Consider the following 12656-nt stretch of genomic DNA (forward strand, 5'->3'; position numbering starts at 1 on the left):
CAGCCGCCCCTGCACTGCCCAGCCGCCCTGCGCTGCCCAGCCTCCCGGTGCTGCCCAGCCTCCCGGTGCTGCCCAGCCGCCCGGTGCTGCCCAGCCGCCCGGTGCTGCCCAGCCGCCCGGTGCTGCCCAGCCGCCCGGTGCTGCCCAGCCGCCCGGTGCTGCCCAGCCACCCGGCGCTGCCTAGCCGCCCGGCACGCCCGCTATCGCGAACCTCCCCGCTAGCCGGCACCGCCGGTCACGGCGAGAGCGCCGTCCTCAGACGGCGAAGTTCTGGACCGGCTCGCTCGACGCGGCCGGCGGCGCCGCCTTCCAGACGCCCGCCTTCTGCACGGCGAGCCGCGACACGTAGGCCGGATTCAGCAGGATGTAGCGCTTCCACAGCCGCTTGGGTTCGAGGCCGAGCCGCCACAGCCACTCGAGTGCGTACTTCTGCATCCACGGCGGCGGGTTTTTCAGCAGGCCAGCGTGGTAGTCGAAGGCCGCACCCACCGCGAGCAGCGGCATGTCCAGCAACGGGCGCATGGCGTGCGCCCAGATCTCCTGCCGTGGGCAGCCGAGGCCGACCAGGACGATCCGGGCACCGGAAGCCTTGATCCGGTCGGCGATCTCCACCTCTTCGCCGGGGCGGTTGGTGCGGAACTTGGAGGACTCGACGCCGGCGAGCTTCAGGGCCGGAAACATCTTCTCCAGCGCCGGGACCAGTTTGTCCAGGGTGGTGTCGGTCGACCCGTACAGGTAGATCGGCAGGCCTTCTTCCGCCGCCTGGCGCAGGACCCGCAGGGTGAGCTCCGGGCCGTAGACACGATCGCCGAGGCCGGCCCTGTGCAGAAGGTTGAGTGCGCCGCGGACGGGCTGGCCGTCGGGCGTCACGAGGTCGAACGAGTTGAGGCGGGCGTTGTGCGCCTTGTCCTGCACGCCGGTCATCACCCCGTGCACGGCGAGCGCGGTGACGGCGTAGTGCCGGCGCTCCCGGGCGGCCTCGATGATTCTGGCGGTGGCAGCGTCGTAGTCGACGGCGTCGACAAGGACGCCGAGGACGTTCTGCTTGCCCCGATCGATCATGACCCCGGGACCCACTTGTCGACGTTGGCCTCGTAGATCTCCTGAAGGATCATCGGTACGTCGTAGACCTGCTTCCAGTCCGGGTAGTCGGCCTGGAAGGCGGCCATCGAGCCGATCCACCACTGGTGGTCGCCGATGCGGTTGTCGTCGACGTACTCGGTGATCATCTCGGTGCCGCTGATCTTCGCCGCCATGGCGAACGCCTCGAGGTTGGAGCAGTTCGAGTGGCGGCCGCCGCCGAGGTTGTAGACCTTGGCCGAGCCGGGGTTGCGGAAGAACGCCTCGAAGGCGCTGAGCACGTCGTGGCTGTGGATGGCGTCGCGGACCTGCTTGCCCTTGTAGCCGAAGATCCGGTACGTGCGCCGCTCCATGTTGGCGCGCATGACGTACCCGAGGAAGCCGTGCAGCTCGGTCGCGGAGTGGGCCGGCCCGGTGAGCGTGCCACCCCGGAAGATCGCCGTCTTCATTCCGAAATACCGGCCGTACTCCTGGGCCATGACATCGGCCGCGACCTTGGAAGCGCCGAAGATCGAGTGCAGACACCCGTCGATCGACATGTCCTCGGTGATGCCCTCGTAGTAGGGATGCGCCGGGTCAAGCTCCCACCGCGTCTCCTGCTCGACGAGCGGCAACCGGTTCGGGGTGTCGCCGTACACCTTGTTGGTGGAGCAGTGGATGAACGGCGCCTCGATGCAGTGTTCCCGCGTGTTCTGCAGCATCGTCAGCGTGCCACCGGCATTGACATCAAAGTCCGTGTACGGGTCCCGCACCGCCCAGTCATGCGAAGGCTGCGCCGCGGCATGGATCACGACCGCGATGTCCTTGCTGTATCGCTGGAAGATCCGCGCCACCGCGTCCCGGTCCCGGATGTCCACCCCATGGTGCTCGTAGGCGCCCCCGAGATCAGCGGTCAGCCGCTGCACATTCCACGCGGTAGAGGCCTCAGCCCCAAAAAACTCCTGCCGCATGTCGTTGTCGATCCCGACCACATCGAGACCCAGCCCGGCGAAGTGCCGCACCGCCTCGGACCCGATGAGCCCACCTGATCCGGTAACAAGAGCAACGGCCACGAGCGAATCTCCAGAGATCTCGACACCAAAAAACCAGTCGAGAGCATAACCCGCCCCCACCCCCCACCCCCTTGTCACCCAAACGAAGTCCCCCCAACCCCCCCAAACCCCACCCCCCAAAAGAGTCGACGCGGAAGGGCCAAAGGCACAGGGGTCGAGGCGGAGGGGTGAAGGGGGGCGTCGAGAGGGAGGTGTCAAAAGGGCGAGAGATCAACGGCGAGGGGCCAATGCGAGGTCCAAGGGCAAGGCAAGGGCAAGACGGGTCGCCAAAGCGGCGGGGCCAAGGCAAGGGCAACCCAGCGCGACCGAAGCCGACAGCCAAGCGAAGCGACGCGCCGCCAGGCGCAACGGTGCGCACCAAGCGAGTGGTGCGCAGCAAGGCGGAGTGGTGCGCAGCTAGGCAGGGTGGTGCGCAGCTAGGCGGGGGTGATGCGCAGCGTGGCGCAGCGACGCGTAGCCAGGCGCAGCGACGCGTAGCCAGGCGCAGCGAAGCGAGCCGCCCCACCCCACCCGGCGAAGCCGCCCCCGCAAATCGAGGGCGGCGCAGCCGCACAAGTCACCAACCGCAAGAAACCCACCCACAGCAACCACCGCACCGTGGGGCCTCCGGGGGCTCGGCCCCCGGAGCAGACAAAAAGAGCGACCCCGGTCCGCGCTTTCCGCGGACAGAGGTCGCCTGTCGCTCGTGGGGATGGGGGGAGTTGAACCCCCACGTCCTTTCGGACACACGGACCTGAACCGTGCGCGTCTGCCATTCCGCCACATCCCCGTGGCACTGCATCAGCCGGAACAGATTACGCTGTCCCTCGTTACATCGCGAGCAGGTACTGCCCGTGACGCCAGGGAAGATTAGCACGGCGGTGTGGGCCGTTATACGAGGGTCAGGAGCGACCGGTCGCTCGTCGCGAAGATGCGCAAGCGGCGGCCGGATACCATCATGTCCTCGGAACCCGAGGAGGAGCCGGTGAGCGTGCTGCAGCGCTTTGAGAAGCGGTTGGAAGGCCTGGTCGAGGGGGCCTTCGCGAAGGTGTTCAAGGGTGTCGTGCACCCAGTGGAGATTCTGAATGCCATGCAGCGGGAGGCCGAGGCGCACAAGGCTATCCTCGCGGGTGGCCGCACCTTGGTGCCTAACCGCTACGTGATCGATCTCTCGCCGTACGACCACAGCAGGCTGGCGCCGTATGCCGCCGCGTTGGCCCAGGAGTTGGCCCAGTCGCAGGCGGAGTTCATCGGCGAGCAGGCTTGGACGGTCTATGGCGATGTCATCGTCGAGATCGAGCGGGGCGATGGGCTCGACACGGGCATGTTCCGGGTGACGGCGGAGGTGTATACGGGCGGCGAGGTCGCTCCGGTGCAGCAGCCGGCGTATGACGCCCAGCCCGCGTATTCGCCGTATGACCAGCAGCAGCAGGGTGGGTACCAGCAGCACGGGCACAATGGCCGAAATGTCGGCCTGGTGTCGGGCGATGGGCGTACCTATCCGTTGCAGATGGGTTCGACGGTCATCGGTCGCGGTGATCAGGCGAATCTGCGCCTGCCGGATGTCGGCATTTCGCGTCGCCACGCCCGGCTGGACTATGACGGCAGCCAGGTGGTGTTGACCGATCTTGGTTCGACCAACGGCACGATGGTCAACGGCCAGCGCGTGTCGGCGGTGGCGTTGAATCCGGGCGACATGATTCAGCTGGGCACGACCACGTTGACGTTCCGAGTGGACGGCTAGTCACCTTGCCCGAATTCGTCCTCACTGTCGCCCGCTTCGGGTTCCTCATCCTGCTGTGGATCTTCGTGTTCACGGTGGTCGGGGTCATCCGGAAGGATCTTTTCGCCGGCGTCCGGTCCAAGAGCATCGTCGCTTCGCCCCGCGGGGTGGGCGGGGTGATGAGTCCCGGCCGGCCGGCGAAGGCGAAGCGGGGTAAGGCGGCGCGGCAGCTGGTCGTGACCGCCGGGCAGTTGGCCGGCACGCGGATCACGCTCGGTGAGGCGCAAATCACGATAGGGCGTGCCGAGGACTCCACGCTCGTCATCACTGACGACTTCGCGTCCGCTCGGCACGCCCGGCTTGTTCCGCGCGACGGGCAGTGGTTCGTCGAGGATCTCGGCTCGACGAACGGGACCTATCTCGATCGCGGTAAGGTCTCCGGACCTACTCCCGTCCCCCTTGGCGTGCCGATCCGGATCGGCCGCACTTCTCTCGAGTTACGGCCATGACCCTGACCCTGCGCTATGCCGCCCAGAGTGACCGCGGTCTGATCCGAGACGGAAATCAAGATTCCGTCTACGCCGGACCGCGGCTGCTCGCCGTCGCCGACGGCATGGGCGGTATGGCCGCCGGTGACGTCGCCAGCAACATCGTCATTGCCGCCATGGCTCCGCTGGACGAGGACGTGCCGGGCGATGCCCTCGTCGACGCCTTGCGCGGCGCGGTCGGGGCGGCCAACCAGCAGCTGCGGGACACCGTCGACGCCAATCCTCAGTTGGAGGGGATGGGCACGACGCTGACGGCCGTGCTGTTCTCCGGCAGCAAGATCGGCATGGTGCACATCGGTGACTCCCGTGCCTACCTGTTGCGTCACGGTGAGTTCTCCCAGATCACCAAGGACGACACGTACGTCCAGATGCTCGTCGACGAGGGCCGGATCAGTCCGGAGGAGGCGAGCAGCCATCCGCAGCGCTCCCTGCTTACGCGTGCCCTCGACGGCCGCGACATCGATCCGGAGTATTCGGTTCGCCAGGTGCTCAAGGGCGACCGTTATCTGATCTGCAGCGACGGTTTGTCCGGCGTGGTCAGTGCGGAGACGATCGGCGAGAGCATGCGGGACATCCCGGATCCGCAGGTTTGCGTGGAACGGCTCGTGCAGCTGGCGTTGCGCGGTGGCGGCCCGGACAACATCACCGTGGTGGTCGCCGACGCGACTGACGCGGACATCGTCGAGCAGGCGCCCATCGTCGGTGGCGCGGCCGCCCGCGATCGCGGCAATTCGACCGTGGCTGACAGTTCCAGTGCGGCGGCCCGTGCGGCCGCGTTGCAGGCGCCGCCCCGTCCGGCTCAGCCCGAGGGCGCGGCGTACGAACGTGACGAGCCGGAGCGGCCCAAGCGGCACCCGGTGCGTACCGCCATGCTGGTCCTGCTGCTTCTCGCCTTTCTGGGCGGCGGCCTCTGGACGGGCTGGAAGTACACCCAGGAGCAGTATTACGTCGGCGCCACAGACCAGGGACAGCTCGCGATTTTCCAGGGCGTGCCCGGGCAGATCGCGGGCCTCGACCTGTCGAGTGTCGACGAGACCAGTACCGCCCGTCTGGACGACCTCACCACGGTCGCGCAGGACCGGGTCAAGCAGGGCATCCACGCCGACAACAAGCCCGACGCGCAGCGCCGCCTGCTCGAGCTGACCAGCGAGGACGCGTCCAACCCGAACCTCAAGCCGGTGTGCGCTCCGAGCGCCGTGCCGTCCTCTACCCCGACGGCGGCGAACCCCTCGGTGACGCCGACGACCAAGCCCTCGGCTCCTGCCCGCGGCGGCGCCTCGTCGGCGCCCGCCCTCGCGCCTGCCACCATTCCGGATGCCCAGCCCTCGGACTCGCCCCCGCCGGTCACCAACGACCCGGTCGGGTGCCGGCCCGTGGACTGAGCGCCCGCCTGACTGAAGTCTGGGGACCTCTTGACCGCGCCCGCATTCCCGGCACCCACACCCGCTGCCACGGGTGAGATGCCGCGCATCTCGGGCACGAGTACGGGACGCAACGCGGAACTCGGTCTGCTCCTGTTCGCGATGGTGATCGTGGCGCTCTTCGGCGCCACCGTCGAGGCTCATCAGCTCGACACTCTCACCTCGACGTTCTGGGTGCCGCCGGTGTTGCTCGGCATCCTCTTCGTCGGCTTGCACTTCGTCGTGCGGTTCACCGCGGTGCACGCGGATCCGGTGCTGATTCCGGCCGTCGCTCTGATCAATGGCCTGGGCGTCGCCTTCCTGCGCCGCATGGACATCGAGCAGGCGATCGCCCGGAAGCTGCCGATTCCGGGCATCTTCTCCGGCACCGGCGGTAAGCAGCTCATGTGGACGCTCCTGGCGTTGATCCTGGCGGCGGGGCTCCTGCTGATCATCCGTGATCACAAGGTCGTCTCGCGCTACGCGTACACGCTGGGCCTGGTCGGTATCGTCCTGGTGATGCTGCCGGCGATCCTGCCGGCGAGCATCTCCGAGATCAACGGCGCGCGCCTCTGGATCCGGATCGGCTCCTTCTCGATCCAGCCCGGTGAGTTCGCGAAGCTGGCGCTGGTCTCCTTCTTCGCGTATTACCTGGTCCGCAAGCGTGAGGTGCTCTCGCTCGCCAGCCGCCGGTTCCTTGGCATCGACTTTCCTCGTGGCCGCGACCTCGGTCCGGTCGTCACCGTCTGGCTGCTGTCGCTGTTGGTCCTCGTCTTCGAGAAGGACCTCGGTACGGCCTTGCTGTACTTCGGGCTGTTCGTGGTGACGCTCTATGTGGCCACCGAACGCGCGAGCTGGCTGATCATCGGTCTGCTGATGTTCTTCGGTGGCGTCTACGTGGCCTACCTGCTGGGCGAGTCGGTGGGTGGGCCCTTCCTCAACTTCTACGACCGGGCCTCGGTCTGGCTGGACCCGTTCGCCAAGGAGTTCTACGAGCGGGAGTTCGGCGGCAGCTTCCAGCTGGTGCAGGGCCTGCTCGGCCTCGGAACGGGCGGGATGTTCGGCTCCGGGCCGGGTGCGGGTTCGCCGTGGCTGGTGCCCGAGGTGCGTACCGACTTCATCTTCGCGGGCCTGGGCGAGGAGATCGGCCTGTTCGGCCTGTCCGCCCTGCTCGTCTGCTACCTGCTCCTCGTCGAGCGCGGCCTGCGGGCGGCCCTGGGCGTACGCGACTCCTTCGGCAAGCTGGTGGCCGGCGGCCTGGCGTTCACGCTCGGGTTGCAGGTCTTCGTCATCCTGGGTGGCATCACCGGTCTGATCCCGCTGACCGGCCAGACGACGCCGTTCCTGTCCGCTGGTGGTTCGTCCCTGATGGCCAACTGGCTGCTCGTCGCGATGCTGTTGCGGATCTCGGACGCCGGTCGCAAGCCGGTCACCGGAGGCCCGGCGGCACAGCCCGCCGGGCCGAAGAAGCCGCCCGCTCAGCTGCACGGCGCCATGACGGAGGTGATCAAGCCGTGAACGCTCCCCTGCGTAAGGCCGGCGTGGTCATCCTCGTCCTCTTCGGCCTGCTCTTCGCCAATCTCAACTGGGTGCAGGCCTACAAGGCGGACGACTACCGCACCAGCGACTACAACGGCCGGGTGCAGGTCGCCGAGTACGAGGTGCCCCGCGGGGTGATCGAGGCCAGCGGCCGGCCGCTGGCCTCGAGCAAGCCGACCGACGGCACCCTCAAGTACCTGCGGGTGTACCCGGAGAAGCAGGTGTACGCGCCGATCGTCGGTTACAAGCCGGTCAACATCGGCGAGGTCGGCATCGAGCGCAGCGAGAACGACTTCCTCTCCGGCGCCAGCGACAAGCTTCTCGCCGATCGGATCAGCGCCATGTTCACCGGCGAGCAGCCCGGCGGCGGCAACGTCCTGCTGTCGATCAAGCCGAAGGCGCAGGAAGTCGCCTGGAAGCAGCTGACCAAGAACCAGTCCGGCGCCACGAAGGGGTCCGCGGTCGCGATCGACCCGCGCACGGGCGCCGTCCAGGCCATGGTGTCGATGCCGAGCTTCGACCCCAACCCCCTGGCCTCCCACGACAACAAAGCGGCGGCGGCGGCCTACAACGAGCTCCTCAAGGACAAGGACAAGCCGCTGCTCAACCGGGCGACCTCCGAGAACTACCCGCCCGGTTCCACCATGAAGGTCATCATGTCGTCGGTGGCGCTGAAGAACGGCTACAAGCCGGGCACCGCGATCGACGCCGGCCCGGAGTACACCGCGCCGGGGGCGGGCAAGCCGATCCGCAACGCCGCTCCCAGCGTGTGTCCCGAAGACCAGGTGACCCTCAAGCAGGCGCTTACCGAGAGTTGCAACACCGGCTTCGCCCGCCTGGGCGTCAAGCTCGGCGGCGACAAGGTCAAGCAGGAAGCCGAGGACTGGGGCTTCGAGCAGGACGACCTGTCGATCGGCAACCTGAAGGGCGGCGGGCTGCCGGTGGCGGCCAGCCGCATGGGTGAGATGCGGAACCCGGACGGCAGCGTCGACCAGGCGGCTCTCGCCCAGTCGTCGATCGGGCAGAACGAGGTCCGGATGACCACCGTCCAGGGCGCGCTGATGGCCGCAACGGTCGCCAACGGCGGTCGGCAGATGCGGCCCTTCCTCGTCCAGCAGCTCCTGGGTGCTGACCGGCGGGCGATCTACAACGCCAACCCGGAGACGCTGCGGACGCCGATCAACGACGGGGTCGCCGGCGATCTCAAGGACATGATGGTCAGCGTCGTCGAGAACGGCACCGGCATCCAGGCGAAGATCGACGGGTTCGAGGTCGGCGGCAAGACGGGTACGGCGGAGAACGGCGAGGGCGAGGACCCGCACGGCTGGTTCATCGGTTTCGCCTTCGACGACGAGGGTCAGGCGGTCTCCGCGGTGTGCGTCATGATGGAGCGGGTCCCTGCCGCCCATGGCAGCGGCGAGGCCGCCCGGATCGGCGGCCTCATCATGAAGGCCGCTGCCGGCGGAGGAGGGGACTGAGATGATCAGCCCTGGGGTGACCCTCGGTGGCCGCTATCGCCTGGACGAGCGGATCGCCGGCGGCGGCATGGGCGACGTGTGGCGCGGCACCGACGAGGTGCTCGGCCGTACGGTCGCCGTGAAGATCCTGCTGCCCGCCCTGCTGGACGAGCCCGGCTTCGCCGAGCGCTTCCGCGGCGAGGCCCGGACCATGGCCACCATCAACCACCCCGGCGTGGTGGACGTCTACGACTACGGCAGCGACCAGCAGCTCGCTTTCCTGGTCATGGAGTACGTCGAGGGTGACGCGCTCTCGCGGACCCTCAGCCGGGTCGGTCGCCTCACCCCGGCGCGCACCATGGCGCTGGTCGCCCAGGCGGCGGACGCGTTGCAGGCCGCGCACGCGAACGGGATCGTGCACCGCGACGTCAAGCCCGGCAACCTGCTGGTTCGCCCGAACGGCACGCTCGTGCTCACCGACTTCGGCATCGCCCGGTCGGCGCTCGTCGGGCAGCTGACCGTGGCCGGCTCGGTGCTGGGCACCGCCTCCTACATCTCTCCTGAGCAGGCCTCCGGCGCCACGGCGACGGCAGCGTCCGATGTGTACGCGCTCGGCGTAGTCGCGTACCAGTGCCTCTCCGGGCACCGGCCGTTCGACGGTGCCACGCCGATCGAGATCGCGATGAAGCACGTGCGGGACAACCCGCGGCCGCTGCCGGGCGACATCCCGCCCGCCGTACGCGCGATTGTCGACCGGGCGATGGCCAAGGATCCGGGCGCGCGCTGGCCCACGGCGTCGGCGATGGCCTCGGTGGCGCGGCAGGCCGCGTCGTCTCTGACCACTCAGGTGCATCAGTCGCCCATCAACGGCTCCGCCCCTCCCGGCCATCCGATGTCGCCCGGACCCATGCAGAACCGGCCGCAGTCCGGCGGTCCAGCGGTGGCCAACCGACCGATGGGCGCACCGACGTCCGGCCCTCCCGGGCATCCGGCTTCGGGCCAGGCGCGACCGCCGTACCCGCCGGTGCCCCGGCCGGTGTCGGGCGGTCAGGGCGCGCGGGGGGCGGCGTCCGTGCCGCCGGCCCAGCAGCCGTACCGGCATCCGTCGGCACCGCCGATGCAGCATCCCGCGATGGTGCCGGGCAAGCAGGCCGACAACTCGGGCGGACGACAGGTTCTGATCGTGCTGGCTGTCGTGTTGGCACTGTTGGTCCTGCTCTGCGCCGGTGTGATCTCCTTCCTGCTGAGGGAGGGGAACGCTTCCTCCCTGGGAACCGTCGAACCACATGGGGCGGCATCGTCGTACCGTCTTACGAAGCAGGCTTGCGTTCCGCAATGCCCGAATCCCGCGACCGAAGGACGACAGACGCTATGACGGCGCAGGCCCGCCTGCTGGGTGGCAGGTATCAGGTCGGCGAGCTGCTCGGTTACGGCGGCATGGCCGAGGTGCACCGCGGCCGTGACCTCCGGCTCGGTCGTGACGTGGCGATCAAGATGCTGCGTTCCGATCTTGCCCGCGACGCCACCTTCCAGGAGCGGTTCCGGCGGGAGGCGCAGAATTCCGCGGCGCTCAACCACCCGGCGATCGTCGCCGTCTACGACACCGGCGAGGAGACGTCGTCCACCGGTGAGAAGCAACCGTTCATCGTCATGGAGTTCGTCAACGGGCGCACTCTGAAGGAGGTGCTCGCGGCCGAGCAGCGCATCCAGCCGCGCCGCGCCCTCGAGATCATCGCCGACATCAGCGCCGCGCTGGAGTTCAGCCACCGGCACGGCATCATCCACCGCGACATCAAGCCCGGCAACGTGATGATCACGCAGAACGGGCAGGTCAAGGTGATGGACTTCGGCATCGCCCGGGCCCTGGCCAGCGGCGCCACCACCATGACGCAGACCAGCGCCGTCATCGGCACGGCCCAGTACCTCTCCCCGGAGCAGGCTCGCGGCGAGTCCGTCGACGCCCGCTCCGACGTGTACGCGGCCGGCTGCGTGCTCTTCGAGCTCCTCGTCGGACACCCGCCCTTCGTCGGCGACAGCCCGGTCAGCGTGGCTTACCAGCACGTCCGTGAGGATCCGAAGGCGCCCAGCGACATCAACCGTGAGGTGTCCCCGGACGTCGACGCGATCGTCCTCAAGGCGCTGGCGAAGAACCCGCTCAACCGGTACCAGAGCGCGCAGGAGATGCGCGCGGACGCTCTGCGCGCCGTCTCCGGCCGTCCCGTCATGGCGACGCCGGTGATGAACGAGGCCGAGACCATGGCGATGACCGGCTCGATGGGTCAACAGACCGCCATGACGCGCCCGATCCCGGCCGCGGCGGCCGGACCCCGCGGCCCGCAGCCGCCGGAGCGCAAGACGTCGTCGTGGGTGATGGCCGTGCTGGCGGCCCTCGGCGTTCTCGCCGTGGTCGCGCTCGGCGTCGGCCTGGCCCTGTCCTACAACAAGGACAAAGGCAACGAGAATACGCCGGCCGCGGTGAAGCCCGTGCCGAAGGTAACCGGTCTGTCCGAGAATGAGGCCAAGGTCAGGCTGAAGGGGGCCGGCTTCAACAACATCGTGCTCGGTACGCCGAAGACGACGAACGACTGCGAGAAGAAGGTCGAGGAGCAGAACCCGTCGGCGAACAGCTCGCTGGCGGTCGATCAGCCCGTCACCATCACCATGTGCGCGAGCCCCGACCAGGTCGAAGTCCCGTCGAATCTGGTGGGAGGCTTCGCGGACGGCGCCAAGAAGGCACTGGAAGCACTCGAGCTGGAACCGGTCATCGTGTTGGTCGACGACACCCGCCGCGAGGGCGAGGTGCTCGAGGTCGAGTCCGAGGGTAAGCGGGTCGACCCCGGCACGAGGATCACCGTGAAGGTGTCCCGGGGGAATCTGGTCGAGGTTCCGGACGTGCGGACGCTGAGCGAGGACGCCGCCAGGGCGGTCCTCAAGAACAGCGGATTCACCAACGTCAACGTGGAGACCACGAACGAGGTCGGCGAGCCGGGCAAGGTGGTCCGTCAGACGCCGGACGCCAAGCAGAAGAAGCCCAAGTCGACGACGATCACGCTGTTCATCGCCGCCGAGAAGGAGCCCGACCCGGACGGCTCGGAGTCGCCGAACCCCGACGAGCCCGGGACCGGCACCGGCGGCGGCCTCGGCGACATCATCGGTCGCAACTAGACCCGTACGGCGAAAGGCCCGGACTCTCCTTGGAGCGTCCGGGCCTTTCGCACGTGCGGTTCAGGCGGAGGCGAAAGCGGCCCGCCGGCGGGTCTCGACCTCGGCCGCCAGCTCGGGGGCCCGTTCCAGTGCCTGTGGCAGGCCGCACGCGGCCAGCCAGTTCGCCAGCATGGTGTGCCCGGCCTCGGTCAGCACGGACTCGGGGTGGAACTGGACGCCCTCGATCGGCAGCGTGCGGTGGCGCATCGCCATCACCACGCCGGACTCCGTCCAGGCTGTCGCCTCGATCTCGTCGGGCAGGGTTTCCGGCACCACCGCGAGCGAGTGGTAGCGGGTCGCGGTGAAGGGGTCGGGCAGCCCGGCCAGCACACCCTCACCCTTGTGGCGCACGGTCGACGTCTTGCCGTGCAGCAGCTCCGGGGCGCGGGTGACCGTGGCGCCGAAAGCCGCACCGATCGCCTGGTGGCCGAGGCAGACGCCGAACATGGGCAGCTTGCCGGCGTACTCGCGGATCACGTCCATGGTGATGCCGGCGCGTTCGGGCGTACCCGGTCCGGGGGAGAGCAGGACCCCCGCGGCGCCGAAGTCGCCGACGTCGGCGACCGAGATCTCGTCGTTGCGCCGCACTTCGCACTCGGCGCCGAGCTGGCCGAGGTATTGCACGAGGTTGTAGACGAACGAGTCGTAGTTGTCGATCACGAGAATGCGCAAGC

10 protein-coding genes and 1 tRNA gene are annotated in these 12656 nt (G+C 68.6%); 7 read left to right on the forward strand and 4 right to left on the reverse strand.

Annotation, left to right across the window (positions count from 1 at the left end; translation table 11 throughout):
• Positions 1 to 255 precede the first annotated feature (255 nt).
• From AB0M36_RS19730 to AB0M36_RS19740, 3 genes are all read right to left on the reverse strand, one after another.
• Positions 256 to 1062, reverse strand: a complete 807-nt coding sequence (locus AB0M36_RS19730; protein ID WP_364159657.1) for a WecB/TagA/CpsF family glycosyltransferase — start codon at positions 1060 to 1062, stop codon at positions 256 to 258.
• On the reverse strand, positions 1059 to 2132 hold the full coding sequence (locus AB0M36_RS19735) for an NAD-dependent epimerase/dehydratase family protein (protein WP_364159418.1): 1074 nt from the start codon (positions 2130 to 2132) through the stop codon (positions 1059 to 1061). Before AB0M36_RS19735 ends, AB0M36_RS19730 begins: the two co-directional genes overlap by 4 nt.
• Before the next feature lie 686 nt (positions 2133 to 2818).
• Positions 2819 to 2901 (reverse strand) — tRNA-Leu (locus AB0M36_RS19740).
• A 168-nt stretch (positions 2902 to 3069) separates the two neighbouring features.
• Between AB0M36_RS19740 and AB0M36_RS19745 the strand changes: the two genes are divergently transcribed.
• The 7 genes from AB0M36_RS19745 to pknB all read left to right on the forward strand — a co-directional run bounded on the left by AB0M36_RS19745 (position 3070) and on the right by pknB (position 11943).
• On the forward strand, positions 3070 to 3855 hold the full coding sequence (locus AB0M36_RS19745) for a DUF3662 and FHA domain-containing protein (RefSeq protein WP_364159419.1): 786 nt from the start codon (positions 3070 to 3072) through the stop codon (positions 3853 to 3855).
• A 5-nt stretch (positions 3856 to 3860) separates the two neighbouring features.
• Positions 3861 to 4343 carry an FHA domain-containing protein gene (locus AB0M36_RS19750; protein WP_071804040.1) on the forward strand — a complete coding sequence of 161 codons (483 nt, stop codon included), beginning with the start codon at positions 3861 to 3863 and terminating at the stop codon, positions 4341 to 4343.
• A complete protein-coding gene (locus tag AB0M36_RS19755; RefSeq protein WP_364159421.1) occupies positions 4340 to 5764 on the forward strand; it encodes a PP2C family serine/threonine-protein phosphatase in 1425 nt (474 codons plus the stop codon). Before AB0M36_RS19750 ends, AB0M36_RS19755 begins: the two co-directional genes overlap by 4 nt.
• A 78-nt stretch (positions 5765 to 5842) precedes the next feature.
• Complete coding sequence (locus tag AB0M36_RS19760) at positions 5843 to 7300, forward strand: FtsW/RodA/SpoVE family cell cycle protein (protein WP_364159423.1); 1458 nt, start codon at positions 5843 to 5845, stop codon at positions 7298 to 7300.
• Positions 7297 to 8799, forward strand: coding sequence for a penicillin-binding transpeptidase domain-containing protein (locus tag AB0M36_RS19765; protein ID WP_364159425.1), 1503 nt, complete (start codon positions 7297 to 7299; stop codon positions 8797 to 8799). The genes AB0M36_RS19760 and AB0M36_RS19765 overlap by 4 nt, the downstream gene beginning before the upstream one ends.
• A gap of 1 nt (position 8800) precedes the next feature.
• Positions 8801 to 10153, forward strand: a complete 1353-nt coding sequence (locus AB0M36_RS19770; RefSeq protein WP_364159427.1) for a protein kinase — start codon at positions 8801 to 8803, stop codon at positions 10151 to 10153.
• Positions 10150 to 11943 carry a Stk1 family PASTA domain-containing Ser/Thr kinase gene (pknB, locus tag AB0M36_RS19775; RefSeq protein WP_364159429.1) on the forward strand — a complete coding sequence of 598 codons (1794 nt, stop codon included), beginning with the start codon at positions 10150 to 10152 and terminating at the stop codon, positions 11941 to 11943. Before AB0M36_RS19770 ends, pknB begins: the two co-directional genes overlap by 4 nt.
• Positions 11944 to 12003: 60 nt before the next feature.
• On the opposite strand, the gene AB0M36_RS19780 is transcribed toward pknB, so the two are convergent.
• On the reverse strand, positions 12004 to 12654 hold the full coding sequence (locus tag AB0M36_RS19780) for an aminodeoxychorismate/anthranilate synthase component II (RefSeq protein WP_364159431.1): 651 nt from the start codon (positions 12652 to 12654) through the stop codon (positions 12004 to 12006).
• Between the last annotated feature and the right edge of the window lie 2 nt (positions 12655 to 12656).

This window comes from Actinoplanes sp. NPDC051346 (genome assembly GCF_040682215.1).
In the GTDB taxonomy this organism is placed as follows: Bacteria; Actinomycetota; Actinomycetes; order Mycobacteriales; family Micromonosporaceae; genus Actinoplanes.

Excerpts from the sequence above, each read along its gene's own strand:
- AB0M36_RS19760 (WP_364159423.1), top strand. The coding sequence starts at position 5,843 with ATGCCGCGCATCTCGGGCACGAGTACGGGACGCAACGCGGAACTCGGT.
- AB0M36_RS19770 (WP_364159427.1), top strand. The coding sequence starts at position 8,801 with ATGATCAGCCCTGGGGTGACCCTCGGTGGCCGCTATCGCCTGGACGAG.
- AB0M36_RS19730 (WP_364159657.1), bottom strand. The coding sequence starts at position 1,062 with ATGATCGATCGGGGCAAGCAGAACGTCCTCGGCGTCCTTGTCGACGCC.
- pknB (WP_364159429.1), top strand. The coding sequence starts at position 10,150 with ATGACGGCGCAGGCCCGCCTGCTGGGTGGCAGGTATCAGGTCGGCGAG.
- AB0M36_RS19755 (WP_364159421.1), top strand. The coding sequence starts at position 4,340 with ATGACCCTGACCCTGCGCTATGCCGCCCAGAGTGACCGCGGTCTGATC.
- AB0M36_RS19745 (WP_364159419.1), top strand. The coding sequence starts at position 3,070 with ATGTCCTCGGAACCCGAGGAGGAGCCGGTGAGCGTGCTGCAGCGCTTT.